Source organism: Pseudomonas sp. GW821-FHT05D12, assembly GCF_059419825.1.
Window position 1 is genome coordinate 383,299 of the sequence record NZ_JBWKSN010000004.1, and the last position, 24,690, is coordinate 407,988.

General features: G+C 65.0%; 26 protein-coding genes. 21 read left to right on the forward strand and 5 right to left on the reverse strand.

The genetic code is table 11. The features are described 5' to 3' along the window. Nucleotides 1–64 precede the first annotated feature (64 nt). From AC07SI_RS09755 to AC07SI_RS09790, 8 genes are all read left to right on the forward strand, one after another. Nucleotides 65–1,351: a hydroxymethylglutaryl-CoA reductase, degradative gene (locus AC07SI_RS09755; protein WP_065905891.1), complete on the forward strand. Its 1,287-nt coding sequence runs from the start codon at nt 65–67 to the stop codon at nt 1,349–1,351. A gap of 2 nt (nt 1,352–1,353) precedes the next feature. Next, entirely contained in the window at nt 1,354–2,250 is an 897-nt protein-coding gene (locus tag AC07SI_RS09760) for a hydroxymethylglutaryl-CoA lyase (protein WP_495005628.1), read from the forward strand. A 17-nt stretch (nt 2,251–2,267) separates the two neighbouring features. Then, the gene (locus AC07SI_RS09765; RefSeq protein WP_201144041.1) at nt 2,268–3,494 is read left to right on the forward strand and encodes a CaiB/BaiF CoA transferase family protein; all 1,227 of its coding nucleotides are present in this window, start codon (nt 2,268–2,270) and stop codon (nt 3,492–3,494) included. Then, a complete protein-coding gene (locus tag AC07SI_RS09770) occupies nt 3,491–3,946 on the forward strand; it encodes an FAS1-like dehydratase domain-containing protein (RefSeq protein ID WP_106804375.1) in 456 nt (151 codons plus the stop codon). The genes AC07SI_RS09765 and AC07SI_RS09770 overlap by 4 nt, the downstream gene beginning before the upstream one ends. A 2-nt stretch (nt 3,947–3,948) precedes the next feature. After that, on the forward strand, nt 3,949–4,344 hold the full coding sequence (locus AC07SI_RS09775; RefSeq protein WP_218277279.1) for a hotdog family protein: 396 nt from the start codon (nt 3,949–3,951) through the stop codon (nt 4,342–4,344). A gap of 51 nt (nt 4,345–4,395) precedes the next feature. Beyond that, nucleotides 4,396–4,878, forward strand: a complete 483-nt coding sequence (locus AC07SI_RS09780) for a hypothetical protein (RefSeq protein WP_065905900.1) — start codon at nt 4,396–4,398, stop codon at nt 4,876–4,878. Then, entirely contained in the window at nt 4,878–6,263 is a 1,386-nt protein-coding gene (locus AC07SI_RS09785; RefSeq protein WP_120448214.1) for a tripartite tricarboxylate transporter permease, read from the forward strand. Before AC07SI_RS09780 ends, AC07SI_RS09785 begins: the two co-directional genes overlap by 1 nt. 88 nt (nt 6,264–6,351) lie before the next feature. Continuing rightward, nucleotides 6,352–7,596 (forward strand): OprD family porin, encoded by a 1,245-nt coding sequence (locus tag AC07SI_RS09790; protein ID WP_065905902.1) that lies wholly within the window; start codon nt 6,352–6,354, stop codon nt 7,594–7,596. A gap of 69 nt (nt 7,597–7,665) precedes the next feature. On the opposite strand, the gene AC07SI_RS09795 is transcribed toward AC07SI_RS09790, so the two are convergent. Continuing rightward, on the reverse strand, nt 7,666–9,270 hold the full coding sequence (locus tag AC07SI_RS09795) for an SMEK domain-containing protein (protein ID WP_495005629.1): 1,605 nt from the start codon (nt 9,268–9,270) through the stop codon (nt 7,666–7,668). Between the two features lie 178 nt (nt 9,271–9,448). On the opposite strand from AC07SI_RS09795, the gene AC07SI_RS09800 reads away from it, so the two are divergent. Beyond that, nucleotides 9,449–9,949, forward strand: a complete 501-nt coding sequence (locus AC07SI_RS09800; protein ID WP_213552536.1) for a hypothetical protein — start codon at nt 9,449–9,451, stop codon at nt 9,947–9,949. Between the two features lie 4 nt (nt 9,950–9,953). Here AC07SI_RS09800 and AC07SI_RS09805 read toward each other — a convergent pair whose 3' ends face one another. Next, on the reverse strand, nt 9,954–10,265 hold the full coding sequence (locus AC07SI_RS09805; RefSeq protein WP_495005630.1) for a hypothetical protein: 312 nt from the start codon (nt 10,263–10,265) through the stop codon (nt 9,954–9,956). A 216-nt stretch (nt 10,266–10,481) separates the two neighbouring features. On the opposite strand from AC07SI_RS09805, the gene AC07SI_RS09810 reads away from it, so the two are divergent. The 3 genes from AC07SI_RS09810 to AC07SI_RS09820 are packed head-to-tail and all read left to right on the forward strand — an operon-like array spanning nt 10,482 to nt 12,632. Beyond that, entirely contained in the window at nt 10,482–11,126 is a 645-nt protein-coding gene (locus AC07SI_RS09810) for a secretin and TonB N-terminal domain-containing protein (protein WP_120448217.1), read from the forward strand. Then, nucleotides 11,123–11,668 carry an RNA polymerase sigma factor gene (locus AC07SI_RS09815; RefSeq protein WP_016980117.1) on the forward strand — a complete coding sequence of 182 codons (546 nt, stop codon included), beginning with the start codon at nt 11,123–11,125 and terminating at the stop codon, nt 11,666–11,668. The genes AC07SI_RS09810 and AC07SI_RS09815 overlap by 4 nt, the downstream gene beginning before the upstream one ends. 37 nt (nt 11,669–11,705) lie before the next feature. Beyond that, a complete protein-coding gene (locus tag AC07SI_RS09820; RefSeq protein WP_065905911.1) occupies nt 11,706–12,632 on the forward strand; it encodes a FecR family protein in 927 nt (308 codons plus the stop codon). Here AC07SI_RS09820 and AC07SI_RS09825 read toward each other — a convergent pair whose 3' ends face one another. Both AC07SI_RS09825 and AC07SI_RS09830 read right to left on the reverse strand, forming a co-directional pair. Beyond that, complete coding sequence (locus AC07SI_RS09825; protein WP_495005631.1) at nt 12,633–13,244, reverse strand: type II secretion system protein GspJ; 612 nt, start codon at nt 13,242–13,244, stop codon at nt 12,633–12,635. Next, entirely contained in the window at nt 13,241–13,693 is a 453-nt protein-coding gene (locus AC07SI_RS09830; RefSeq protein ID WP_065905915.1) for a GspH/FimT family pseudopilin, read from the reverse strand. The genes AC07SI_RS09825 and AC07SI_RS09830 overlap by 4 nt, the downstream gene beginning before the upstream one ends. A gap of 93 nt (nt 13,694–13,786) precedes the next feature. Between AC07SI_RS09830 and AC07SI_RS09835 the strand changes: the two genes are divergently transcribed. Beyond that, nucleotides 13,787–14,218 (forward strand): type II secretion system protein N, encoded by a 432-nt coding sequence (locus AC07SI_RS09835; protein ID WP_495005632.1) that lies wholly within the window; start codon nt 13,787–13,789, stop codon nt 14,216–14,218. Here the strand turns inward: AC07SI_RS09835 and gspI are convergent. Then, nucleotides 14,205–14,570, reverse strand: coding sequence for a type II secretion system minor pseudopilin GspI (gspI, locus tag AC07SI_RS09840; protein ID WP_495005633.1), 366 nt, complete (start codon nt 14,568–14,570; stop codon nt 14,205–14,207). The genes AC07SI_RS09835 and gspI overlap by 14 nt on opposite strands. Nucleotides 14,571–14,719: 149 nt before the next feature. Here gspI and gspG point away from each other — a divergent pair, with 149 nt between their 5' ends. From gspG to AC07SI_RS09880, 8 genes are all read left to right on the forward strand, one after another. Continuing rightward, nucleotides 14,720–15,169: a type II secretion system major pseudopilin GspG gene (gspG, locus tag AC07SI_RS09845; RefSeq protein ID WP_120448220.1), complete on the forward strand. Its 450-nt coding sequence runs from the start codon at nt 14,720–14,722 to the stop codon at nt 15,167–15,169. Between the two features lie 8 nt (nt 15,170–15,177). Continuing rightward, nucleotides 15,178–16,056, forward strand: a complete 879-nt coding sequence (gene gspK / locus AC07SI_RS09850; protein ID WP_495005634.1) for a type II secretion system minor pseudopilin GspK — start codon at nt 15,178–15,180, stop codon at nt 16,054–16,056. Beyond that, nucleotides 16,053–17,123 carry a type II secretion system protein GspL gene (gspL, locus tag AC07SI_RS09855; protein WP_495005635.1) on the forward strand — a complete coding sequence of 357 codons (1,071 nt, stop codon included), beginning with the start codon at nt 16,053–16,055 and terminating at the stop codon, nt 17,121–17,123. Before gspK ends, gspL begins: the two co-directional genes overlap by 4 nt. Next, on the forward strand, nt 17,116–17,628 hold the full coding sequence (locus AC07SI_RS09860) for a type II secretion system protein M (RefSeq protein WP_495005636.1): 513 nt from the start codon (nt 17,116–17,118) through the stop codon (nt 17,626–17,628). Before gspL ends, AC07SI_RS09860 begins: the two co-directional genes overlap by 8 nt. Beyond that, nucleotides 17,625–19,955 (forward strand): type II secretion system secretin GspD, encoded by a 2,331-nt coding sequence (gene gspD, locus AC07SI_RS09865; RefSeq protein ID WP_495005637.1) that lies wholly within the window; start codon nt 17,625–17,627, stop codon nt 19,953–19,955. The genes AC07SI_RS09860 and gspD overlap by 4 nt, the downstream gene beginning before the upstream one ends. Before the next feature lie 475 nt (nt 19,956–20,430). Further along, nucleotides 20,431–21,849: a type II secretion system ATPase GspE gene (gene gspE / locus AC07SI_RS09870; RefSeq protein WP_106804361.1), complete on the forward strand. Its 1,419-nt coding sequence runs from the start codon at nt 20,431–20,433 to the stop codon at nt 21,847–21,849. Then, entirely contained in the window at nt 21,849–23,060 is a 1,212-nt protein-coding gene (gene gspF / locus AC07SI_RS09875; RefSeq protein WP_495005638.1) for a type II secretion system inner membrane protein GspF, read from the forward strand. Before gspE ends, gspF begins: the two co-directional genes overlap by 1 nt. A gap of 383 nt (nt 23,061–23,443) precedes the next feature. Further along, a complete protein-coding gene (locus AC07SI_RS09880; protein WP_065905927.1) occupies nt 23,444–24,640 on the forward strand; it encodes a substrate-binding domain-containing protein in 1,197 nt (398 codons plus the stop codon). Nucleotides 24,641–24,690: the final 50 nt, after the last annotated feature.

Consider the following 24,690-nt stretch of genomic DNA (forward strand, 5'->3'; position numbering starts at 1 on the left):
CAAGGCTACAGATGGGGCAATTTGGCGGCATCCAATAACAAATGACTCCTTGAGGAGCCCCTGAATGCCCATCGATTCCCGCTTGCCCAACTTCCGCAGCCTGTCCCCACGCCAGCGTCTTGAACACCTGCAACCCTTGCTCGGCTTGAGCAACGACGATGTGGCGCTGCTGCGTGACGCCGGTGCGCTGCCCCTGGAAATCGCCGACGGCATGATCGAAAACGTCATCGGCAAATTCGAATTGCCGTACGCCGTGGCCAGCAACTTCCGCATCAACGGTCGCGACGTGGTGATCCCGCTGGTGGTGGAAGAGCCGTCGGTGGTGGCTGCCGCTTCGTTCATGGCCAAGCTGACGCGCCCGGCCGGTGGTTTCCAGACTTCCAGCAGCGCGCCACTGATGCGCGCGCAGGTGCAGATCATCGGCATCAGCGACCCGTTCAATGCGCGGCTGAGCCTGCTGCGCAACAAAGATGAAATCATCGCCCTGGCCAACAGCAAGGACCAGTTGCTCAACACCCTGGGCGGCGGCTGCCGCGATATCGAGGTGCACACCTTCGCCGACAGCCCGCGCGGGCCGATGCTGGTGGCGCACCTGATCGTCGACGTGCGCGACGCCATGGGCGCCAACACGGTCAACACCATGGCCGAGGCCGTGGCGCCGCTGATGGAGCGTCTTACCGGCGGCAAGGTGCGCCTGCGCATCCTGTCGAACCTGGCCGATTTGCGTTTGTGCCGTGCCCAGTTGCGCATTGCCCCGCAGCACCTGGCCACCGCCGAGTACAGCGGTGAAGAGGTGATCGAAGGGGTGATCGACGCCTACACCTTCGCCGCTATCGACCCGTACCGCGCCGCCACCCATAACAAGGGCATCATGAATGGCATCGACCCGCTGGTGGTCGCCACCGGCAATGACTGGCGCGCGGTAGAGGCGGGGGCGCACGCGTATGCCTGCCGCAGCGGGCACTATGGTTCGCTGACCACGTGGGAGAAAGACCGCGAGGGCCACCTGGTCGGCACCCTGGAGATGCCCATGCCGCTTGGCCTGGTCGGCGGCGCCACCAAGACCCACCCACTGGCGCAGTTGTCGCTGCGCATCCTTGGGGTGAAAAGCGCCCAGGAACTCGGTGAAATCGCCGTGGCGGTCGGCCTGGCGCAGAACCTTGGCGCGTTGCGCGCGCTGGCCACCGAAGGCATCCAGCGCGGGCACATGGCGTTGCATGCGCGCAATGTGGCGCTGTCCGCTGGTGCCCGTGGGGACGAAGTGCAGTGGCTGGTCGAGCGCATGGTCGCCACCCATGACGTGCGCGCCGACAGTGCCCGGGCGCTGTTGCTCGACAAGCGCGGGCAGTGAGCATGAACAGCGTTCGGCTGGTGGAAGTGGGCGCGCGCGACGGCTTGCAGAATGAAGCGCGCAGCCTGTCGGTGGAGACCCGCATCGCGCTGGTGGAACGCCTCGCCGATGCTGGCTTGCGCACCATTGAGGCGGGGGCCTTCGTGTCGCCGCGCTGGGTGCCGCAGATGGCCGATTCCGCTGCCGTGCTGCGTGGCCTGGGCGAGCGCCATGGCGTGACCTACACCGCGCTGGTACCCAACCTGCAAGGCCTGGACATGGCCCTGGCCGCCGGTTGCCGCGAGGTGGCAGTGTTTGCGGCGGCGTCCGAAGCGTTTTCGCAGAAGAACATCAACTGTTCGATTGCCCAGAGCCTGGAGCGCTTCGAACCGGTGCTGGCCAAGGCCCTGGAAGCCGGCGTGGCGGTGCGTGGCTACGTATCCTGCGTGCTCGGCTGCCCGTTCAGCGGCGCAGTGCCGGTGCCGCAGGTGGTCGCGGTGACCCAGGCGCTGTACGCCATGGGCTGCTACGAAGTCAGCCTCGGCGACACTATCGGCTCCGGTACGCCGGGCGCGACTACGCGGTTGATCCAGGCCTGTGCCGACGCAGTGCCGCTGAGTGCCCTGGCCGGGCATTTCCATGACACCTACGGCATGGCCGTGGCCAATGTGCAGGCGGCGTGGCAGGCCGGGGTGCGGGTGTTCGACAGCTCGGTCTCGGGGCTGGGTGGCTGCCCTTATTCTCCAGGGGCCACCGGCAACGTCGCGACCGAGGAACTGGTGTATCTATTTGAGGGGCAGGGCATCGCCACCGGCGTCGACCTTGCAAAACTGCTGGAGGTAGCCGTCTTTATTGATAAGCGGCTGCAACGCACCGGCGAATCGCGGGTGGCCAAGGCGCTGCGTGCACGTCCCCAATAACAATAAGTGGAGAACCCATGAACCCTCTTACCGACACCCTGGCCGGCTTCGGCCCGCTCAAGGGCGTGACTATCCTCGATCTCACCCGTGTAGTGGCGGGGCCGTACTGCGCCATGCTGCTGGCGGACATGGGCGCCACGGTGATCAAGATCGAGCACCCCACCGACCCCGACCTGACCCGTGAATTCCCGCCCATGAGCCGCAGCAGCCACGCGCCGGTCAGCGGTTTCTTCGCCCAGTTCAACCGCAACAAACAGGCGGTGTGCCTGGACCTCAAGCACGCCGACGGCAAGGCGACTTTCCTCGACATGGTGCGCAAGGCCGATATCGTCATCGAGAACTTCCGCCCCGGTACCATGGACAAGCTGGGCCTGGGCTACAAGGTGCTCAAGGCGGTCAACCCGGCGCTGGTGTTCACCGCCATCAGCGGCTTCGGCCAGCATGGGCCGAACTCGTCGCGCCCGGCGTTCGACAGCAGCGCCCAGGCCGCCGGCGGGCTGTGGTCGATGAATGGCACCGTGGAAGAGCCGATGCGCGTCGGCACCGTGCTGGGGGATTTATCCGCAGCCCTGTATGCCGCGATTGGCACCCTCGGTGCCTTGCGTGAAGCCGAGCGCAGCGGCCAGGGGCAACTGGTGGACGTGTCCCAGCAGGACTCGATTATCTCGCTGACCGAAAACGCCCTGGTCACCTACACCGAGACCGGCGCAGTGGTCGGCCCGACCGGCAACGGCCATCCGTTCGTCAAACCCTACGGGCGCTATGCGTGCAAGGACGGCTTTGTGTTTTTCGGCGCCTACACGGACAAGTTCTGGCGCGAGGCCTGCCATGCCTTCGGTGATGCGGCGTTGGCCAGCGATCCGGAAATCGACACCATGGCCAAGCGTTTCGAGCAGGCCACTTACCTGCGGCGGGTCAAGCCCATCGTCGAAGGCTGGTGCGCGGCGCACACCAAGGCCGAGCTGGAAGCCCTGACCGGCGACCGCTTCCCGTTGTCGCCGATCAAGAGCATGGATGAAGTAGTCGCCGACCCGCATGTGCGCGAGCGTGACATGGTGGTCAGCGTCGAATGCCAGGGCGCGCATTTCGAGGTGTTCGGCAACCCGGTGAAGCTCTCCGGCGGCACCTTGGAGAAGGGTGCCAGCGCGCCGGGTGTCGGCCAGCATAACCAGCAGGTCTACCGCGACTGGCTGGGCCTGGACGCAGCGCAGTACGAGGACCTGGTCCGGCGAGGTGTGATTTGAGCCTGCTTACCGCCGAAATCACAGGCTGCATCGGCCAGGCATTGGCGCCGGTGCGTTTTCAAGTCAACCGCCAGGATATCCGTAAATACGCGGTCGCCACCGGGCAGCGCCAGGCGCGGTTCCTCGCCGGTGATGAAGCGCCGCTGATGTTTTTGTTCAGCGTGCTGATGCCGGTGCTGCCCCTCGACCACCTGCGTGAAGACGGCCATTGCCCGGACAGCCCGTTGCTGCCCGAGCTGCCGCTCAAGCGCATCCTCGCCGGCGGCAGCCGCTATGAGGTGCATCGGCGCATTTACCCCGGCGATGTGCTGGTGTGCCGCCAGACCCTGGTGGACATCCACGAAAAACAGGGCGCCGAAGGGCCGCTGATTTTCCTGGTGTTCGAAAACCGTTTCGAGAACGAGGCGGGCGAGCCGCTGGTGACCGAATACCTGACCCGGATAGCGAGATAATCATGCCCACCCTCGACATCGGCCAGGCCTTGCCGTCACGGCAATACACGCCGGGCACCGTGCAACTGTTCCTGTACAACGCGGCGATCTGGAATGCCCACCGCATCCACTATGACCTGCTGTACGCGCAGCACCAGGAAGGCCATCCGGCGCTGCTGGTCGATGGCCCGTTGCAGGGCGATTGGCTGACGCAGTTGCTCTACGACTGGATGGAGGACAGCGACGAACTGCTGGCCTTCGAGTACAGCAATCGGCGCGCCGCCTACGTCGGTGACGTGTTGACCGCCCACGGTGAAATCCAGGCCGTGGAGGGCGAACGCATCACGCTGGTGTTGCAGATCGTCAATCAACAGGGCCAGGCCACCACCGTGGGGCGCGCCACGCTGCGCCGACCCTGAACGTTTCACCCCCCTATAAAAACAACAAGCCCGAAAGGGCCGGAGGGCACCATGCAGCAACGTTTACCGCCGAAAAGGCAAAACCTCTACGAGGTCTGGGGCGACACCATTGATGGCCGTGACCTGGCGATGTCCATCGGCATTGGCGCGGTGGTCAGCCTGGGCGCCTACTTTGCCGCGCAGCAAGTACTGCACCACCTGGTGGAGTCGGCGCAGATGGCGCGAGCCTACGCCATGCTGATCGGCATTCTCGGCTGCCTGGCCGGTGGCGCCATCAGTGCCAGGCTGTTTGCACCCAAGCGCGACGTGCAGGAAAACGTCGCCGACCAGAGCTTTCGCGAACAAGTGGTGGCCGACCTGCTCAAGGAATACGGCAGCCTCGGGCGCCTTGAGGACTTGTCCGCCGAGGTGATCGCCGAACTGCGCGAGCTGGAGTTGTATGAGCTGTTCCGTGAAGCCCAGGCCCGCGAAGAAAACGTGTCGGTCGCCCAGGCTCCGGCACTGACTCCCAGCCTCAGCGGAGGGCGCGGGTAATGGAAGTCTTGTTGCATGAAATCATGATGGCCTTCGCCCTCGGGCTGCTCGGCGCGGTGGTGTTCGCAGCCATCGGCCTGGTCTCCGGCACGGATGAGACCACCACGCTCGCACCGCTGACCATGCTGGTGGTGCTGCTGGGCGCGCCGCCGGCCGGGGTGTTGACGTTCTTCCTGGCCGGCGCCGTGGCCAAGCACATGACGCATGCCGTGCCGACCGCGTTGCTGGGGATTCCCGGCGACACCTCGGCCACGGCCCTGCTGGCGGATGCCAATTACCTGCGCAAACTCGGCGTGCCGCATATTGCCCTGCGCAAGATGATCTCCGGTGGCGCGGTGGCGGCGTTGATCGCGGTGCCGTTGTCGGTGCTGTTCGCGGTGCTGCTGGCGCCGTTCGGTGCGGTGATCAAGCAGTTCGCGCCATGGGTGTTCCTGTGCGCGGCGTTCACCATTGCCTATTTCTCTGCCGGGCGTTGGGCCGCCGTGCTGGCGCTGGTGCCGTTTGTGGTGGTGATCGTCGCGTTGCAGGCGCTGACCGGGCAATACGGGGTCAAGCTGTCGGTGAGTTACTTCCTCGGCATCGCCGTGGCGCCGTTGATTGCCTCGCTGTTCTCGCTGTTGGCACCGAGTGAGCGCCAGCGCATGCGTCGGGACCACTACCGGGTGTTTTCCCTGGCCCCGGACGTGAAGGGCTGGAGCGGCTACTTTCCCAACCCGTTCAAGGTCATCAACCCGCGCCAGGTGCGCGTCACGGCCATGGCTGCCAGCGTTTCCAGCGCCACCTTCGTGTTCAGCCCGGTGGCGATGACGGTGATCATGGGCGAAGTGATCGGCTCGCGGATCAAGCAGGCCTATGACCGCCTGACCACGGTGATCACCGCGCGTAACGGCGTGACCGAGTCAACCTACATCGCCGAAACGCTGATCCCGCTGATGGCCTTCGGGCTGCCGCTGAGCCCGGTGGCCGCCGGCCCGGCCGCGCCGCTGTTCAACGCGCCGCCGCGCTTCTTCGTCGACAACGCCACCGGCGAGATCAACAACCTGCACAACCTGCTCAACACCTGGGAATTCCTCGGCTACGGCATGCTCGCGGTGATCGTGGCGATCCTGGTCGCGTACCCGTTCACGATGAACTTTGCCCACGGCGCCGCCGCCTTTGTGGTGCGCAAGATCAGCCATGAAGCGGTGATCGCGACCTTTATCGGCCTGGTGCTGGTGATCGGTATCTGGGAAGGCGGGCTGCTGGGGTTGATGGTGATTGTCACCGTGGGCCTGCTCGGCGGCTTCCTCGCACGCTTCCTGGGTTTCAACATCGGCGTGCAGTTCATGGGCTATTACACCGCCGTGCTGACGGTGCCGGCGATCATTGCGTTGACCGGCAACTAAACCGCTCCACCTCACCTTATCTCTCAAGCCAGCAGATACCCGTGATCTGCGACGGGAGGCGTTCGCCTCCCGAAAAGGAATAATAACAATGAAGATCCTTTTACGTGCCAACCCTGTGGTGCTCACCTGCCTGGTCTTCACGGCCGGCAGCAGCTACGCCGACGGCTTTATCGACGACAGCAAGGCCTCGCTGAACCTGCGCAATTTTTACCTCAACCGCAACTTCGTCAATGGCAACTACCCGCAGGCCAAGGCCGAGGAGTGGACCCAGAGCTTTATCCTCGATGCGCGCTCGGGCTACACCGCCGGCGTGGTCGGCTTGGGTGTCGACGTGCTGGGCCTGTACTCGGTGAAGCTCGACGGCGGCAAGGGCACGGCCAATACCCAGCTGTTGCCGGTGCACGATGACGGGCGTCCGGCGGATGATTTCGGACGGCTCGGCGTGGCGCTCAAGGCCAAGCTGTCGAACACCGAACTCAAGGCCGGTGAGTGGGCGCCGGCCTTGCCGGTGCTGCGGTCCGACGATGGCCGTTCGCTGACCCAGACTTTCCGTGGCGCGCAGTTGACGTCCAGGGAGATCAGCGGCCTGAGCCTGTACGGCGGCCAGTTTCGCGCCAACAGCCCGCGCAACGACGCGAGCATGGACGACATGTTCATGGCCGGGCGCCCCGATGCCACCTCCGACCGCTTCAACTTCGGCGGTGCCGAATACCAGTTCAACGACAAGAAAACCCAGCTCGGCGTGTGGTACTCGGAACTGGCGGACATCTACCAGCAGCGCTACTTCAACCTGACCCACAGCCAACCGGTGGGCAGCTGGGTACTGGGCGCCAACCTCGGCTATTTCTCCGGTGAAGAAAACGCCAAGGCCCTGGCCGGCAACCTGGACAACCGCGCGATGTCGGCGATGCTCTCGGCGCGTACTGGCGCGCACACCTTTTACCTGGGCGCCCAGCGCATGTCCGGCGACAACGGCTGGATGCGCGTCAACGGCACGGCCGGCACCAGCCTGGCCAACGACAGCTACAACTCCAGCTACGACGCGGCCAAGGAGCGCTCGTGGCAGGTACGCTACGACTATGATTTCGCCGCCCAGGGCCTGCCGGGCCTGACCTTGATGACCCGCTATATCCGTGGCGACAACGCGCATGTCGGCGCGATCACCGATGGCAAGGAGTGGGGGCGCGAGTCCGAACTGGCCTATGTGGTGCAGAGCGGGCCGGCTCGCAACCTCAACGTGCGCTGGCGCAATTCGACCCTGCGCCGGGACTTCAGCACCAATGAGTTCGATGAGAACCGGTTGATCATCAGCTACCCGCTGTCGTTGCTCTAAGCCACTGATCGGCAGGCACGCCGCCCGGCGTGCCTGCCGATACCTGCCCCAGATAATCCGAGCCCGGTGCTAGCTGTCTGCGCGCGCCGGATCGACGCGGATATCGAGGAAGACGAAGCGCTTTTTCGGGTCCGCAGTGGCCATCTCCAGTTGCTCATCGATCAGTTCGCGCGCCTTGTCTACCGACAGTTCATGCTCGTTGCCCAGGGCGTCGGCGCAGCGCAAGGGCACGTGGCAGATCTGTGCGATGTCACACGCCGCATAGCCGTCGACACGCTTCGCGCCGGGTGCCGGGGCCGCGAGGGCACTCCAGGCGACTTGGGTATCGACATATTCCTGCAGCACGCGAAATCGGTGCTGGCGCTGTTGCAGGCGCTGGAATCCATGCAGCACGGTGGGCAGATACTCATCGTTGAACGCTGTGGTCAGGTCCGGTCGGCCGGGGAACTGCCAGCGGCCATCGAAACGGATCCAGTCGCGCTCGTCCAGCGGTCGCCCGCGTCGGTTTGGCACCAGCTCGGCCAATAGCGTACCGGTGCAACTGGCGAGGATGTCGTTGCGCGGCCACTGCTCCCACTCGACGCTGAAATGGCCCAAGCCCTGGCGCGCAAAGTCGCGAATGGCGGTGGCCAGAAAGAACGCGGCCTGACGGTGATGCAGCACATTCCAAGGCTGTACCCCTAAATGCGCATAGACATCGCCGTAGGGTCCGTGCGCTTTGTAGAACACCAGCAAGGGCACCTCCCGTGCCCCCGGCGACGTTTCGTGGAAGCAGTCGAAGGGGGTGTCGATGTCGTCGGCAATCACGATATGGAAGTGCGCGCTGCGGTAGCGTTCGGTGATCGTTGCCAGCAGCCCCATGACATCGCCCGAGGTGCGCCAGGGTGAGCTGTCGTAATAATCGCCCGTGCGCTCGTCGGCGCCGTCCAGCCAGCTCGGCGGCACATTGAATTGCTCGGCGATGGTCGCGCAATTGACCGGTGTCAGCCAGGGTTGCAGGGCATCGGGAGTGGTCAGGCGGGGCGGCGCGACCCAGGGGTCAATGTCGAGCAGCTCATTGAACGCCGGTCCTCGCACCCCGTGAGCCTGGATCACCTGCAGCACGCGGTCGGCATTTTTGTTGAAACTGCCCAGCAGGCTCAGCGCGCGGTGGCCCATTTCTTTTTCGAGTCGCTGTATGGCTTTGTCTATGTGCGCCTGACTGTTGTGCCGGGCCATTTCAAACAACCCCTCCAGATCGAGAATATCGGTCTTGGGGTCGAAGCAGATGCCGGCAGCATGAGCGTGTTGAGCGATCGAAGCCGACCGGTAGTTTTTCTGCCGGCCACAGACCATCACGAGGTAGAGCTTTTGAAGCGTGGCGGGCAGGGACGGGACGTGGTCGAGGGTGTCTTTGACTTTGCGCGGAGTGCGCGTCACGGTGACTTGCACCCCCACAGTGCCATCGTCGGACAACAGGTCTATGCCAGGGTGGTTGGGGTAGTCCTTATTCAGATCGATGAAGCCGCCCATGCCGCACAAGTGCGACATCAGCTCCGCGATCACCGATTCGGCCAGCCGGGCGGTGTCCAGGAGCTGGGCATTTTTTTTCATCTCGACGTAGTGCTTGAACACCACCAGCATCAGGGCCAGTTGATCAAGTTGTGCATTGCGAGAAACCAGTGTGTCGTTCATGGCGGGCCGTGCTGCTGCAAGTGGAACGTGGAGTGTGCCAGCAGTGGTGGCTCAGGGCCATGATCTCGGGTATTGTCCCGCCTTCGTCTGGCGGCCACGGGCACTGCGCGGGGTGTGCCAGGAAATAGATGGACGGTATTGGCCGGTGCCCGGAGAGGACGGCTCGATAGGAGATCAGATGATTGGCGAGACGTTTACAGCTTCCTGGCCGGATTATTTCGACGTCAATGTCGACATTGCCTGGACACCCCCCGCGCCCCACGACCTGCTGTTTTCCAACGGCATCCCGGAAAATGACTACGCCTATTTCTATGCCATCGTCGCGAGGGTCGACCGAGAGTGGTGGCCTTACTACATCGGGATGACCTACAAGCAAACTGCCGCCGTGCGTCATCGGCAGGCCGATCACGTGCAGCGCCTGGCCAGGCTGCGCGCCAACCATCCAGGCGTCACGTTCAGCCTGTGCCTGGGTGTGCCGACGTTTCTAGTGGGCCAGGATGACCCGCAAACCATCGAAGATATCGAAGGCATGCTGATCTATGCGAATTGGCACGAGGACATGGTGAATATTCGCGGGATCGAGAAGTTTCGCTCGCACCAGCAGATCTACGTGCACAACTCAGGGTGGACCGACCACCTGTACAAGGAAGTTTCCTGCGGCGTGTTCTATCGAAGGTGATCCCTCACGGTCGCTGCGGCTTCACCGACGTACCGAAGGTGTTGCCCATGCGCACGCTGGTCGCCGCCGGAGTGGCCAGGCCGACCTTGTTCGGCTGGCGCCGCTCTACCGGGATGTTCTGCGCCTCGCGATTCTTCTGCGCGGCCTTGGTTGCATTCGTCTCGCTGCCCATCTGCTGGCTCAGGCACCCGTAGTCCGGCGCCTTGTAGCCATCCACCGCGACTTCGGCGCAGCCACCCGGGGCATTGTCGGCCTGGGCGAGCAAGGGCAGGGCGGCGCACAGCAACAGGCTGGCGAGGATCGGTAAATGCTTCATCAGTGCCTCCTGGCGGGCCCGGGGTGTGGGCCGTTGTGCCTGGCAAGTCTAGTGCAGCGGGCCTCTCGTCACCGTGATGTTTTTTTTGCTATCACCGTAACATCAGGTTCATAAACTGGCCTCAGGATGACGGTTTTCTAGGGCGCGTCGGCCGTGCAGCGATGCAGAGCAGGGGGTGAACAGGGAGCCTGGAGGCGCGCCGGATGCGTCCTGGTCTTGCTGTTGCTGCTGGCGGGTGGCGGCGCGGCGCGGGCCGAGACACCGCCGCTGGCGCTGGACCTGCCGGCACAAGACCTCGAGCACGCCCTGCAAGCCTACAGCCGCGCCACGGGCATGGCGGTGCTGGTCGACCGCGAGTTGACCCGGGGCCGGCGTTCCATCGGCGTGCGCGGGCGCTTCACGGCGCCTGAGGCGCTGGCGATGTTGCTGACAGGGAGCGGGCTGATGGCGCGTTACGCACGCAGCGATGCGTTTACCTTGCAGGTGCCGCAGGTCAGCCAGCCGCCGGCAGCGCGTGGCGCGGCGGCCCGTCAGGCGGCGCGGATCAACAGCAGTTATGCCACCGCCGTGCAGCAGGCCATCGAAGCCAGCCTGTGCCGGTCGCCGGTGACCCGTCCCGGCAGTTTTCGCGCTCTGGTGCAGGTCTGGGTCAATCCTGACGGGGTCATCGAACACAGCCGGCTGGTCAGCTCCACCGGCGATGAACAACGCGATGAAGCACTGGTCCGCAGCCTGGGCACGGCGCGGGTGGAACGCCCGGCGCCAAGCTCGCTGCGCCAGCCGGTGACTTTACTTTTGATGCCCGACACAACAGGAATGCGCATGGAATGCACAGCAGTCAAAGGAGCCTCGGGCGGATGAAAAATACCGGGCACAGCACGATGGTCAGCTTGTTCCTGGCCTCCTACGAAGACTTCAAGGTGCGTTTGCGCAAGCGCCTGGGGTCGGAGGACCTAGCCAATGACGTCCTGCACGAAACCTATCTGCGGGTCGACCGCATGGACGTGCCGCCGAACCTGCAACAACCCAACGCCTACCTCTACCGCATGGCCTTGAACATCGCCGCCGACCGCCGCCAGGCCGATGCGCGCCTGCTCACCGGCAGTGAAGTGGAAGAGCTGCTGCAAAGCGCCGACGAAGCCCAGGACCCCTCGCGCGTGGTCGGCGGCCAGAAAGAAATCCAGTCCCTGGTCAAGGCGCTCTACGAGCTGCCGGCGCGTCGTCGCAAGATCCTTATCGCCGCGCGCCTGGAAGAGGCGCCGCACCTGGAAATCTCCCAGCGTTTCGGCATTTCCACGCGCATGGTCGAGAAGGAAATCAAGGCCGCCCTCGGTCATTGCGCCAAGCGCCTCGAAAGAAAAGTGATCCAGCGGTTCGGTCCCGGGGCCGGAAAACCGTCTTAGTGTCGAGTCCCTGATAAATCCGTGAGTATGTGCGCGCTTGAATATTTTTAGCCTCTCCACCGCCCGGGAAACCGCCGCCAGCCCCCTGCACGATGAAGCCCGCGACTGGCTGGTCCTGCTGACCTCGGGCCGTGCCACCGTGGCCGACGCCAAGGCGCTCAAGGCGTGGTGCGCGCAAAGCCCCGAGCACGCCCAGGCGTTCGAGCAGGCCAAGGTGGTGTGGCAGCAACTGGCCCCGGCCGCCGCGCAAGTGGCGCAGCCGCGTCATTTTGGCCGGCGCGCTTTCCTCGGCGGTGCGATAGCCGCATCGGCAGCCGTGGTCATGGTGCACGTCGGCTCGCCCGGCGGCTTCGCTGGCCTGACGGCGGACTACCGCACCGAGGTCGGCGAGCAGCGACAGGTGCTATTGAGCGACGGCATCAGCCTGGAACTCAACACCCAGACGCGCATCAGCCGAGTGGGGCAGGGCATCGAACTGCTCGAAGGCGAAGTCGAAGTGCTCGCCCATGCCGCGCAGCCGCTTCAGGTCCTGGCCGGCGCAGGCGCGGTGAGTGCGGCACAGGCACGCTTCAACCTGCGCAACACCGATCAGACCGTCTGCGTGACCTGTATCGAAGGCTGGCTGTCGGTGGACGTCGCCGGCCGCAGCGTGCGCCTGGAAGGTGGACGGCAACTCACCTACAGCGCCGCCGGCATGGGCGAACCCGTGGTGGTGGATACCCAGGCGGTGGTGGCCTGGCGCGAACAGGTGCTGGTGTTCAACAACGCCACACTGGCGACGGTGGTGGACGAGATCAACCGCTACCGCCCCGGCATGCTGGTGCTGCTCAACAAGCAACTCGGCCAACGCCGCGTGCAGGCACGGTTCAGCCTGCAGCAGTTGGCGGGGGTGGCGTTGTTGATTCGGGATGCGTATGGGGCCAAGTGCACTGAGTTGCCGGGTGGGGTGGTGTTGTTGAGTTAATCACTTCAACGGCCCCACCACCTGCCGATAGCGCTCCGCACCTTGGGGCGTCTCCCGGACCAGACTGATCTCCAGCCCTAACGGATCCTCACGCCGATTCCCGCTCAGCTGCCGCCAGCCCTTATCCGCCTCCCACACCCGCACCTGCAGATCACTGACCCCTGTCAGCACCACCACCGCGTCCTTCGCCGCCGGCAACGGATAGCGATCCCGTGCAGGCGCCGCAGCGCGATACAAACGGTCGCCCTTGAGCCACCAACGTACCCGTTGCAGGCCATCCCCGGTGACGGGGGCGCTGCGAATGATGTCCAGCCGAAACCCTTTGCTGTCGGAACTGCGCACTGTCACGGCCGCCAGTCCATCAACCTTTTCTTCGTTGTTCCTGGAGGGATCCGGGGCGTTCAGTTCGACGCTGGCGCGCAGGCTGATGTCGCGTTGCATCTGGTTCAGTGCGCGCAGCAGCACTTCGGTCTGTTCGCTGCTGGCCTGCAGGTGCTGGTCGGCGCGGGTGACGCTGTCCAGCCCGCGCCAGGCGATGACGCTGACCAGCGCCATGAGCATGATCGCGACCATTACTTCGATCAGGGTGAAGCCCTGTTGGGAGGTGTTCATGGCTGGCTCACCACGCGCATCAAGCCTTGGGCGTCGCGTTGCAGGCTGAGGCGGTGTTGGCCGTCGGACAGCACCACGCGCAGCGCTGGGCTGATCCATTCGGCATCGAGTACCAGGCGCTGGCGCGGTTCGACGGTGATTTGCATCGGTGTGCTTTCCCATAGGCGCGGGCGCAGTGGGTCGTCGCCCTGGAAGGTTTCGATGCCGCTGCCGTCGTCGCTGCGGCGGTTGAAGCGAAAGCCCTCGGCATCCCCGCGCCAGGTGATCGGGCGGCCGTCCGTGCGGGCTTCGGCCTGGGCGATTTGCAGCAGTTGGCTGAGGCGCTCGGCGTCCTTGCGCAGCAGGTGCAGTGGGTCGGGCTTGATGGTCAGGCTGATGGCGGCGCTGGCAATGCCGATGATCACCAATACCACCATCAACTCGATCAGGGTGAAGCCGTGTTGTTTCATCGCAGGGCACCTGGAGAACTGGAGAGGAGCTGAAATAAAAACGTGCGAATTGAGCTGTAGGCTGGTGCCACGGACAAACAGGAGGTCCTACTCATGGCATTTGCCCTTGGTTTTTCACCGGCCCACGGGGTGCAGGCACTGGCGGTGCTGGCGGCGTTGGCCGGTGTGGCGGTCTGGACGCCGCTGCTGCTCACGTCGGCCGAATCCCACACGCCGGCGGCCACGCCCCAGGCCCTCGCGGCGCGCAGTGATAACCCGGCGCTGCAATGGTTCTCGACTGCGCCGTCGGCAGTGCAGGTCAAGGTCTCGGGTGTGCTGGCCGGGGCACGCGGTGCCGTGGCGATCCTCAGCCTCAACGACGGCCCGCCCCGCAGCTTTTTGTTGGGTGAACGCCTCAGCCCCGGCGTGCGCCTGACGGCCATTGAAGGCGACGGCGTGGAGATCGAGCGCGGCGGCGAGAAGCTGCGCGTGAAGCTCGACAAGTTGCCGGACGGGCCTGCGCTGCCGCTGCTCACTCGACCCTGACCTGTGTGTCCAGGCGTGCCAGCGGCGGCGCTTCACGGCGGGCGTCGAGCACCTGCACATGCACTTGAAACAGTTCGCCATCGGCGCTGATGGTTTGTTCGCAGCGCAGCTGCAAGCGGCCCTGGTCGCAGTCGAAGGTCTTTTTGCCGCTGCGCAAGTGGCCTTCCAGGCGCAACTCGGCCAGGCGGCTCTGCGCTGCCAATAAGGCGATGGACTTGTCGCGCAGCAGGCCATTGCTCTGGGTCATCAACCCGGCCACGCGCACGGCTGCGGCCATGGCCACGGCAATGATCGCCAGCGCCACCAGCACCTCGATCAGGGTAAAGCCCTGCGCCTTGCGACGGCTGTCCATGGGGGTCTCGAAAGCCTGGAAACAGGCCCGCAGACTAGCGCCGGGAGTTGACCGATTGGCGACCGAAACTCCCGAGGATTTTCAATACGACTGACATGTGTTCTTGCAACACTGCGCCACGAAATGCACTCAAGCCAAGGAATGTCGAGATGGATATCGCGCGCCTCAAATCCCCATTGCCAGGGCCTCGCGGCCAGCGTGGCTTCACCTTGATCGAGATTATGGTGGTGGTGGTCATCCTCGGGATCCTGGCGGCGATGGTGGTGCCCAAGGTCCTGGATCGCCCGGACCAGGCGCGGGCCACGGCGGCGAAACAGGACATCGGCGGCTTGATGCAAGCACTCAAGCTGTATCGCCTGGACCACGGCACCTACCCGAGCATGAACCAGGGCCTGAAGGTGCTGGTGGAGCGTCCGGCGGATGCGAAGAACAGCAACTGGCGCGCCTACCTCGAGCGCCTGCCCAACGACCCGTGGGGCAACCCTTATCACTACCTCAACCCGGGCGCCAATGGTGAGGTCGATGTGTTCTCGCTGGGGGCCGACGGCCAACCGGATGGCGACGGCGTGAATGCCGATATCGGCTCCTGGCAGTTGTAAGGAGCGCCATGAAACGGTATTCGCCCACAGCGGCGAAGCAGCGCGGCATGGCGATTATCAGCGCCTTGCTGATCGCGGCGGTGGTGGCCGTGCTCGCCGGGGCGATGCTCACGCGTCAGAGTGTGTTCACGCGCAGCCTGGAAGCCGAGCAATTGCGCGTACAGGGCCAGTGGCTGTTGCAAGGCGGCTTGGAGCGCAGCCGGCAGATGCTCTGGGAGGCGCGCCAGAAGGAGGTGCTGACGCGCCTCGACCAGCCGTGGGCGCAGGCCCAGGGCGGCGTGTTCGAGGGGCAGGTCGAGGACGAGCAGGGCAAGTTCAACCTGCGCAACCTGGTCAACCGCCAGCAGCCGGATGCCGAACAATTGCAGTCCTTCGAGCGCCTGTGCCGCCTGATCGGGGTCGACCCGGCCGTGAGTCGGCGCATCAGCCAGCGGGTCATCGCCTCCTATGAGCAGAACGGTGTGCCGGCCAAATACCCGATGCTGCGCAACCTCGACGACTTGAGCGGCATTGACGGCCTGGACCCGGCGCTGTTGCGGCGCCTGCGCACCTATATCAGCGTGCTTCCCAGCAATACCTGGGTCAACGGCAACACCGCCAGCGCCGAAGTGCTCAGCGCGGTGGTGCCGCAGCTCAGCCTGGCCCAGGCGCGGGGGTTGCTGGCCGAACGTGACGGCGGCCGCTGGTTTATCAACCGCGGGGATTTCGTCAACCGCCTGCACTTGCCCCAGGTGGCGGTGGATTCGGTGCAGGTGGGCATTACCAGCGAGTGGTTTCGCCTGCAGGGCCAGGCACGACGCGAGCAGCGTCGGGTGACCCTCGACGCGCTGCTGCATCGCCCCGAAGACCGCCCGCCACGGGTGATCTGGTCGCGGGTGGGGGTATGAAACGCTTGCGTATTGGCCTGCCGCCGCTCGATGAGTTGAGCGTGGACAGCCAGGTGACGTTTGCCTGGCTGGAGCGCGGCGTGGTGGTGGACGAAGGGCACGCCAGCCTGGCGCAATTGGGCAAGACCCGCCAGGCGCTGGATTGCTTCCTGCATCCGCGCGACAGCCTGTTGACCAGCCTTGAGTTGCCGCCGTTGCCCGCGGCGAAAACCGCTGCGGCGGTGGCTTGTGCCGCCCAGGCGCTGATCCTCGGTCCGGTGGAGCAGATGCAGGTGGCCCACGGCCCGCGTGAAAGCGATGGGCGCGTGCAGGTCGGCTGGGTGTCGAAGGCCGGCCTGGAGCGGCTCGCCGCGGTCGTCGCACAGACCCCGCTCAAGCTGCGCGGGCTGTACCCGGCGCCGTATGCCTTGCCGGTCGGCGCGGCAGCGTTGGACGACGGCTATCTGTTGACCCGTGACAGCCTGCAGCAAGGCGCCGTGCACCCGTTGGGCTTGCAGACCCTCGATGTGCCGCTGGTGGAGGCGCAGCAGCGTTGGAGTGGTGCCGTGCCGGCCTGGGGCTTGCACGCGCGCCTCAGCCAGGCACCCCGTGGCGGATGGGGCAGGGCGCTCGCCGGTGTGGCGCTGGCGACGGCGATCTGGACCGTCGGCCTCAACCTGTATGCCGCCCGCCAGGTGGATGAGGGCCAGCGGCTCAAGGCGCTGATGAGCCAGCAGGTCCGCCAGGCATTTCCTGAATTGCCAGTGGTGCTCAACCCATTGCAGCAGGCCCGCCAGCAGTTGGCTGCGCGCCAGAGCGGTGCGGCTGCCGATCCGGGCCAGCGCTTTACCCGCCTGTTGCAGCTGGCGGGCAGCAACCTGCCCTTCATGGTCGGCAGCGTCGAGAGCCTGGACTTCGAACAGGGCCGCTTGCACCTGGCGCTGCTCGCCGACAGTCGCAGCCCCACGGCCGTGGGCGATTGGCAAGCCGCGCTCGCCCAGGCCGGCTTTGTCGCCGAGCGCGATGAGCATGGCTGGAGCATCGGCCCGGCCCAGGCCGCCGAGAAACCGGAGGCCAGTGATGAATAAGTGGCGGCAGGTGCGCAGCCAGGCGCAGGTGTTCTGGAGCGGCCTGGCGTTGCGCGAGAAACGCCTGCTGATCGGCGCTGCGCTGGTCCTGGCGAGTCTGTTGACCTGGCTTGTGCTGGTGCAACCCGCGCTGAAGAAGATCGAGTACTGGCAGGCCGAGACCCCCAAGCTGCGCGCCCAGGCGGCGGCCTTGCAGGTGCTGTTGCAGGACGTCGCGGCGCCGCGCCACGGCGATGAAACCGCGTTGCGCCAGGCCCTCGATGGCGCCGGCCTGCAAGGGCATTACCAGTTGCAGGCACTGGACGCCGGCGGCTGGCGCCTCACGCTGGAGAATGCCCCGGCAGACGCCGTGGTGAGCTGGTTGCTGGGCAATCCCCATTCGTTTTCCCTGGAGGTGTCCGAGGCGCGCTTGCAGCGCGCGCCGGATGCTATCGATAACTCGGCCGGCACTGTGTCCGGGACCGTTCGCATGGATCAGGCGCTTGGCGCTAAGGAAGCTTCATGAAGTGGTCAGTCCCCCATCACGCGCCTTTTCGCAAGGTCGCGCCGTTGCTGTTGCTGGCGTTGAGCGCGTGCAGCAGCCCGCAGCCAAACACGCCCTTGCTGGTGGACAGCGAACTCGGCCAGCCTCTGGCCGACACCCGTCGCAGCGGCGAAACCCCGCTCGATCGCCAGCGCGAAGTCCCGCCCAAACCCCGCGCGCAACACCCGGTCACCCACAGTGCGCGCGGCCAGGCCCCGGCGCCGGTCAAGGCGCGCAACCCGCTGGGCGACCAGCCGGTGCAGCTCAATTTCGTCGACGCGGATATCCAGGCGGTGGTGCGCGCCTTGTCCCGCGCCACCGGCCAGCAATTTTTGGTAGACCCGCGTGTGAAGGGCAACCTCACGCTGGTCAGCGAGGGCCAGGTGCCCGCGCACCAGGCCTACGACATGCTGCTGGCGGCGCTGCGCATGCAGGGCTTCAGCGTGGTCGATGTGGGCGGCGTGGCCCAGGTGGTGCCGGAGGCCGATGCGAAGTTGCTTGGCGGGCCGATCTACAGCGCCGGCAGCAGCGGCATGCAGACGCGCACTTTCCGCCTGCAGTATGAAAACGCGGTGAACCTGATCCCGGTGCTGCGCCCCATCGTGTCGCCGAACAACCCGATCAATGCCTACCCCGGCAACAACAGCATCGTCATCACCGACTATGCGGAAAACCTCGCGCGCGTCGCGCAGATCATCAATGGCATCGACACCCCGAGCGCCATCGACACCGACGTGGTGATGGTGCAGAACGGCATCGCCGTGGACATCGCCGCGATGGTCAGCGAGTTGCTGGAAACCCAGGGCGCCGACCAGACCCAGAAGATCAACGTGATCGGCGACCCGCGCTCCAACTCGATCATCATCCGCTCCGGCAGCCCGGAGCGTACGGAGCTGGCGCGCAACCTGATCTACAAGCTCGACAATGCCCAGAGCAACCCGAGCAATATGCACGTGGTGTACCTGCGCAATGCCCAGGCCGGCAAACTCGCGCAGTCGCTGCGCGGGCTGCTCACCGGCGAAAGCGATACCGGGGTGAGCGACGATGCCCGTGGCAAGCTCAGCAGCATGGGCGGCAATAGCAAGAACAGCCCGGCCACCGGCACCGCGCAAAACAGCAGCGGCACGCCCACCGGCAGCGGCGTGCAGTCGGGTTACGGGCAAGCCAGCGGCTCCACCCCTGGCACCGGCAGCACTCCCAGCGACCAGGACACCGCATTCAGCGCTGGCGGCGTGACCATCCAGGCCGACGCCACCACCAACACCTTGCTGATTTCCGCCCCGGACCCGTTGTACCGCAACCTGCGCGAAGTGATCGACATGCTCGACCAGCGCCGCGCCCAGGTGGTGATCGAAAGTTTGATCGTGGAAGTCGGCGAGGACGACGCCACCGAGTTTGGCGTGCAATGGCAGGCCGGCAACCTCGGTGGCAAGGGCGGCTTCGGCGGCGTCAACCTGGGCGGCAGCGGTGTGAATGGCAAGCCCTCCAGCCCCACCAGCATTGATGTGCTGCCCAAGGGCCTCAACGTCGGCCTGGTCAACGGCACCGTAGACATCCCCGGGATCGGCAAGGTGCTCGACCTCAAGGTGCTGGCCCGCGCCCTGAAGAGCAAGGGCGGCACCAACGTGCTGTCGACGCCGAACCTGCTGACCCTGGACAACGAAGCGGCGAGTATTTTCGTCGGGCAGACCATCCCGTTTGTCACCGGCAGCTACGTGACCGGTGGCGGGGGCACCAGCAACAACCCGTTCCAGACCGTGCAGCGTGAGGAGGTGGGGCTCAAGCTCAACGTGCGCCCGCAGATTTCCGAGGGCGGCACGGTGAAGCTGGATATCTACCAGGAGGTCAGCACCGTGGATGCGCGGGCGTCGGTGGAGGCCGGCACGGTGACCAACAAGCGCGCGATCGACACCAGCATCCTGCTGGATGACGGGCAGATCATGGTGCTCGGCGGGCTGCTGCAGGACGGCTACAGCCAGAGCAATGATGCGGTGCCGTGGCTGTCGGATATTCCCGGCCTGGGCGCATTGTTTCGCAATGAGAAGCGCAGCGTGAACAAGACCAACCTGATGGTGTTCCTGCGCCCCTACATCATCCGCGACAGCGGAGCAGGGCGCAGCATCACCCTGAACCGCTACGAATTCATGCGCCGCGCCCAGGGCGGGCTGCAACCGGAGCACAGCTGGGCGATGCCGGATGTGCAGGCGCCGCAGTTGCCTTCGGTGGAGAAGGCGATCCCGGGTGGTCAACAACAGGGGCCGCGGGCAGTGATTCGCGCGGTACCGGTTTCCGGAGGGGCGCGGCCGTGACTTATGGTTGCGCTCTTGGTGGGCGCTGGCTTGCCTGCGCTGCAGATACTTCGGTACGGCATGCACACCGAGTGGAGGCCTTCGCAGGCAAGCCAGCTCCCACAGAAAAACCCACCTGCTTTCGCATTGTTTTTGATCTTGATCTTGATCTTGATCTTGATCTTGACCTTGATCCTAGGCGCCCCATCAAACACGCTGGCCGGAATTCGATATTGATTTGGGGGGTAAACCGGCAGGGATGCCGGTTTAGCCGCCCCGCGCCATGGATGGCGCGTGGCGGCGGCCGCCCAAATCAATGTCGGATTACGGGCACACCGAGCCTAGGCGAGGTGCCGAGTGTTGGGGCAAGAGCGTTTTGCTTACTTTTGCGCTCTTCAAAAGTGAGCCGCTGTAAGAGCGGAACCCCAAGTAGCCGTTACCCCAACAACGGATATGTACTCGGTCCCTCTAAATCCAGTGCAAGCGAGCCAAAACCATGAGCCTGCTCCCCTACGCCTGGGCCAAATCCCAACGCATCCTCCTGCGTCCCTGCGAGGAAGGCAGGCTACTCACCGTATGCCCCTCGACCCCCGGCTGGTCCATCAGCGAGGTACACCGTCAGTTCGGCCACAGCCGCCTTGAACAGGTGCGCGACGACGAACTCGACGGCCTGCTCGCCAGTGCCTACGCCGACACCGGCAGCGCCGCCGCCGTGGTCGGCGCCGCCGAAAACGAAGTCGACCTCGACCGCCTGATGCAAGACATGCCCGAAATCACCGACCTGCTGGACACCCAGGACGGCGCGCCGGTGATTCGCATGATCAACGCCTTGCTCACCCAGGCGGCGCGGGATGAGGCCAGTGACATTCACATCGAACCCTATGAAACCCATTCAGTGGTGCGCTACCGCGTCGACGGCACCCTGCGTGACGTGGTGTCGCCGCGCAAGGCGCTGCATGGCGCGCTGGTGTCGCGGATCAAGATCATGGCCCAACTCGATATCGCCGAAAAGCGCCTGCCCCAGGACGGCCGTATCGCCCTGCGCGTGGCCGGCCGGCCGATTGATATTCGCGTATCGACCGTGCCGACCGGGCATGGCGAGCGCGTGGTGATGCGTTTGCTCGACAAACAGGCCGGGCGCCTGCAATTGGAAACCCTGGGCATGGAGCCGCAACTGCTGGCGCGCCTCGATACGCTGATCCGCCAGCCCCACGGCATCGTGCTGGTCACCGGGCCCACCGGCAGCGGCAAGACCACCAGCCTGTACGCGGCCCTGGCGCGGCTGGATGCCAGCACCAGCAATATCCTCACCGTGGAAGACCCGGTGGAATATGACTTGCCGGGCATCAGCCAGATCCAGGTCAACGCCAAGATCGACATGACCTTCGGCCTGGCCTTGCGCGCGATTCTGCGCCAGGACCCGGACATCATCATGATCGGTGAAATCCGTGACCTGGAGACTGCGCAAATCGCCGTGCAGGCCTCGCTCACCGGCCACCTGGTACTGGCGACCCTGCACACCAACGACGCGGTGTCGGCGGTCAACCGCCTGATCGACATGGGGGTCGAGCCGTTCCTGCTGGCGTCGTCGCTGTTGGGTGTATTGGCCCAGCGCCTGGTGCGGCGCCTGTGCCCGCATTGCAAGCAACAGGACCCGGCCGCGCCCGGCACCTGGCGCCCGGTGGGCTGCGCGCAATGCAACCAGATCGGCTACAGCGGGCGTACCGGGATCCATGAATTGTTCTGCGTCGACGACGACGTGCGCAGCCTGATCCACCAGGGTGCCGGCGAGCAGGACCTGCGCGTGGCCGCGCGCCGCGCCGGGATGTTGAGCATGCGCGAAGACGGCGAGCGCTGGGTGCGCAGCGGCGCCACTGCGCCCGAAGAAATCCTGCGCGTGACGCGGGACGCCTGATGAATCGCTATCGCTATGAAGCCGCCGACGCCAGCGGCAAAGTCGAGGCCGGGCACCTGGAGGCGGATAGCCAGAGCGGCGCGTTTGCCGCGTTGCGCAGCCGTGGCCTGACCGCGCTGTTGGTGCAGGTCGAAGGCAATCAGCCGAATGCCGCCGGCAGCAGCCTGTTCACTGCCAAACTGTCGGACAACGACCTGGCCTGGGCCACGCGGCAACTGGCGAGCCTGCTCGGCGCCAGCCTGCCGCTGGAGGCCGCACTGAGCGCGACAGTGGAGCAGGCCGAGAAAAAGCACATCGCCCAGACCCTCGCCGCCGTGCGTGCCGATGTGCGCGGCGGCATGCGCTTGGCTGATGCATTGGCGGCACGGCCACGGGATTTTCCGTCGATCTATCGCGCGTTGATCGCGGCGGGGGAGGAGTCCGGCGACCTCGCCCAAGTGATGGAGCGCCTGGCCGACTACATCGAGGAGCGCAACAACCTGCGCGGCAAAATCCTCACGGCCTTTATCTACCCCGGCGTGGTTGGGCTGGTGTCCATCGGCATCGTGATTTTCCTGTTGAGCTACGTGGTGCCGCAGGTGGTCAGCGCGTTTTCCCAGGCGCGCCAGGATCTGCCAGGCCTGACCCTGGCGATGCTCAACGCCAGCGACTTCATTCGCGCCTGGGGCTGGTTGTGTTTCGGTGCGCTTGTCGGCGGTTTCTGGAGCTGGCGCCTGTACCTGCGCAACCCCGTGGCGCGCCTGCACTGGCACAGTCGCGTGCTTCGCCTGCCGCTGATCGGGCGCTTTGTGCTGGGCCTGAACACCGCGCGGTTTGCCTCGACCCTGGCGATCCTCGGCGGGGCCGGCGTGCCGCTGCTGCGCGCGCTGGAAGCGGCGCGCCAGACCCTCTCCAACGACCGCCTGAGCCAATGCGTCAACGACGCCACCGCCAAGGTGCGCGAGGGCGTCAACCTGGCCCCTGCGCTGGCGGTGGAAAAAGTCTTCCCGCCGGTGCTGATCCACCTGATTGCCAGCGGTGAAAAAACCGGCGCGCTGCCGCCGATGCTCGAGCGTGCCGCGCAGACGCTGTCGCGGGATATCGAACGGCGCGCCATGGGCATGACCGCGTTGCTCGAGCCCCTAATGATCGTGGTGATGGGCGCGGTGGTGCTGGTGATCGTGATGGCGGTGCTGTTGCCGATCATCGAGATCAACCAACTCGTGACCTGAATACGGTCAAGAAAGGTAAGGAGGGGCTGCTCAGTTGATTTCGGCGCGGGCCGACATCGCCAGGGCCAACCTCGGGTTCCTCATTCCGTCACATCCAACCGCCCTTGCCACAGCCCGTACCGCCTCCACCCATTGCGGGCTGAAACCTCGCTGTCACCTGCGCCCAAAGCGTTCAGAACGATGACCAAAACACCCGAGAATCTTTTAAAAATCAAGGTGTTCCTCCCGAGGTTTTTTCCTATTGCTGTCATCGGAAACTGCGAAATTTCCTACCCATGGCCTCACCCCTCGCCACCCCCGCATCACGGCTTGGGACCGAAGCCATGGCGTCATGCAAGAGCCATCTACCCCAAACGTACAAACACGACGAAAGGAGCTTCTTCATGTTTAAGCGCAACGTTCTCGCGGTATCCATGACCCTCGCTGCACTGTGCTCGGCACAGGCTGCATTCGCTGACGTAAACGGCGGCGGCGCGACCTTGCCACAGCCGCTGTACCAGACTGCCGGCGTACTCACCACTGGCTTCGCCCCCTACATCGGCGTCGGCAGCGGCAATGGCAAGGCTGCCTTCCTGACCAACGACTACACCAAGTTCGTGGCCGGCGTTACCAATAAGAACGTGCACTGGGCTGGTAGCGATTCCAAACTGACTGCGACTGAATTGTCGACCTACGCATCTACCAAACAACCGGCCTGGGGCAAGCTGATCCAGGTGCCGTCGGTTGCAACGTCGGTGGCCATTCCGTTCAACAAAACCGGCAGCGCGAATGTTGACCTGAGCGTTCAAGAGCTGTGCGGTGTGTTCTCCGGTCGCATCAAGAACTGGAGCGGGATTTCCGGTGCTGGGCGTACCGGTCCGATCGTGATCGTGTATCGCAGCGAGAGCAGCGGCACCACCGAGCTGTTCACCCGTTTCCTCAACGCCAAGTGCAACGCTGAAACCGGCTCCTTCGCCGTTACCACCACGTTCGCCAACAGCTTCTCCGGTGGCCTGCCTGCCGGCGCCGTTGCTGCCACCGGCAGCCAGGGTGTAATGACTGCCCTGGGCGCCGCCCAAGGCCGCATCACCTACATGAGCCCTGACTACGCGGCCTCCACCCTGGAAGGCCTGGACGACGCCACCAAGGTTGCTCGCGTCGGTAAAGACGAAGCCAACGGCGTCGAAGGTGTGTCGCCAGCGCCGGGCAACGTTTCCGACGCCATCGCCCAGGTGCTGCCACCTAACGACCCAAGCGCTCCGCTGGACATCAACAACCCTGACAACTGGGTGCCAGTGTTCGGTCCAGTGGGCGCGGCCGGCGTTCAACCGTACCCTGATTCGGGCTACCCGATCCTTGGCTTCACCAACCTGATCTTCAGCCAGTGCTATGCCAACGCTGATCAGACCTCCCAGGTACGTGGCTTCTTCACCAAGCACTTCGGCGCCACTGCCAACAACGACGCCGCGATTTCGGCCAACCGTTTCGTGCCGCTGCCGGCTAACTGGAAAGCTGCCATCACCGACACTTTCCTGACGGCAACCAGCGGTCTGAGCATCGGTAAAACCAACGTCTGCAACGGCATCGGTCGTCCGCTGTAACCCACGCTTTCACCGACCTGCGACACCCGATCAGCAACGGCCTGTGCCGT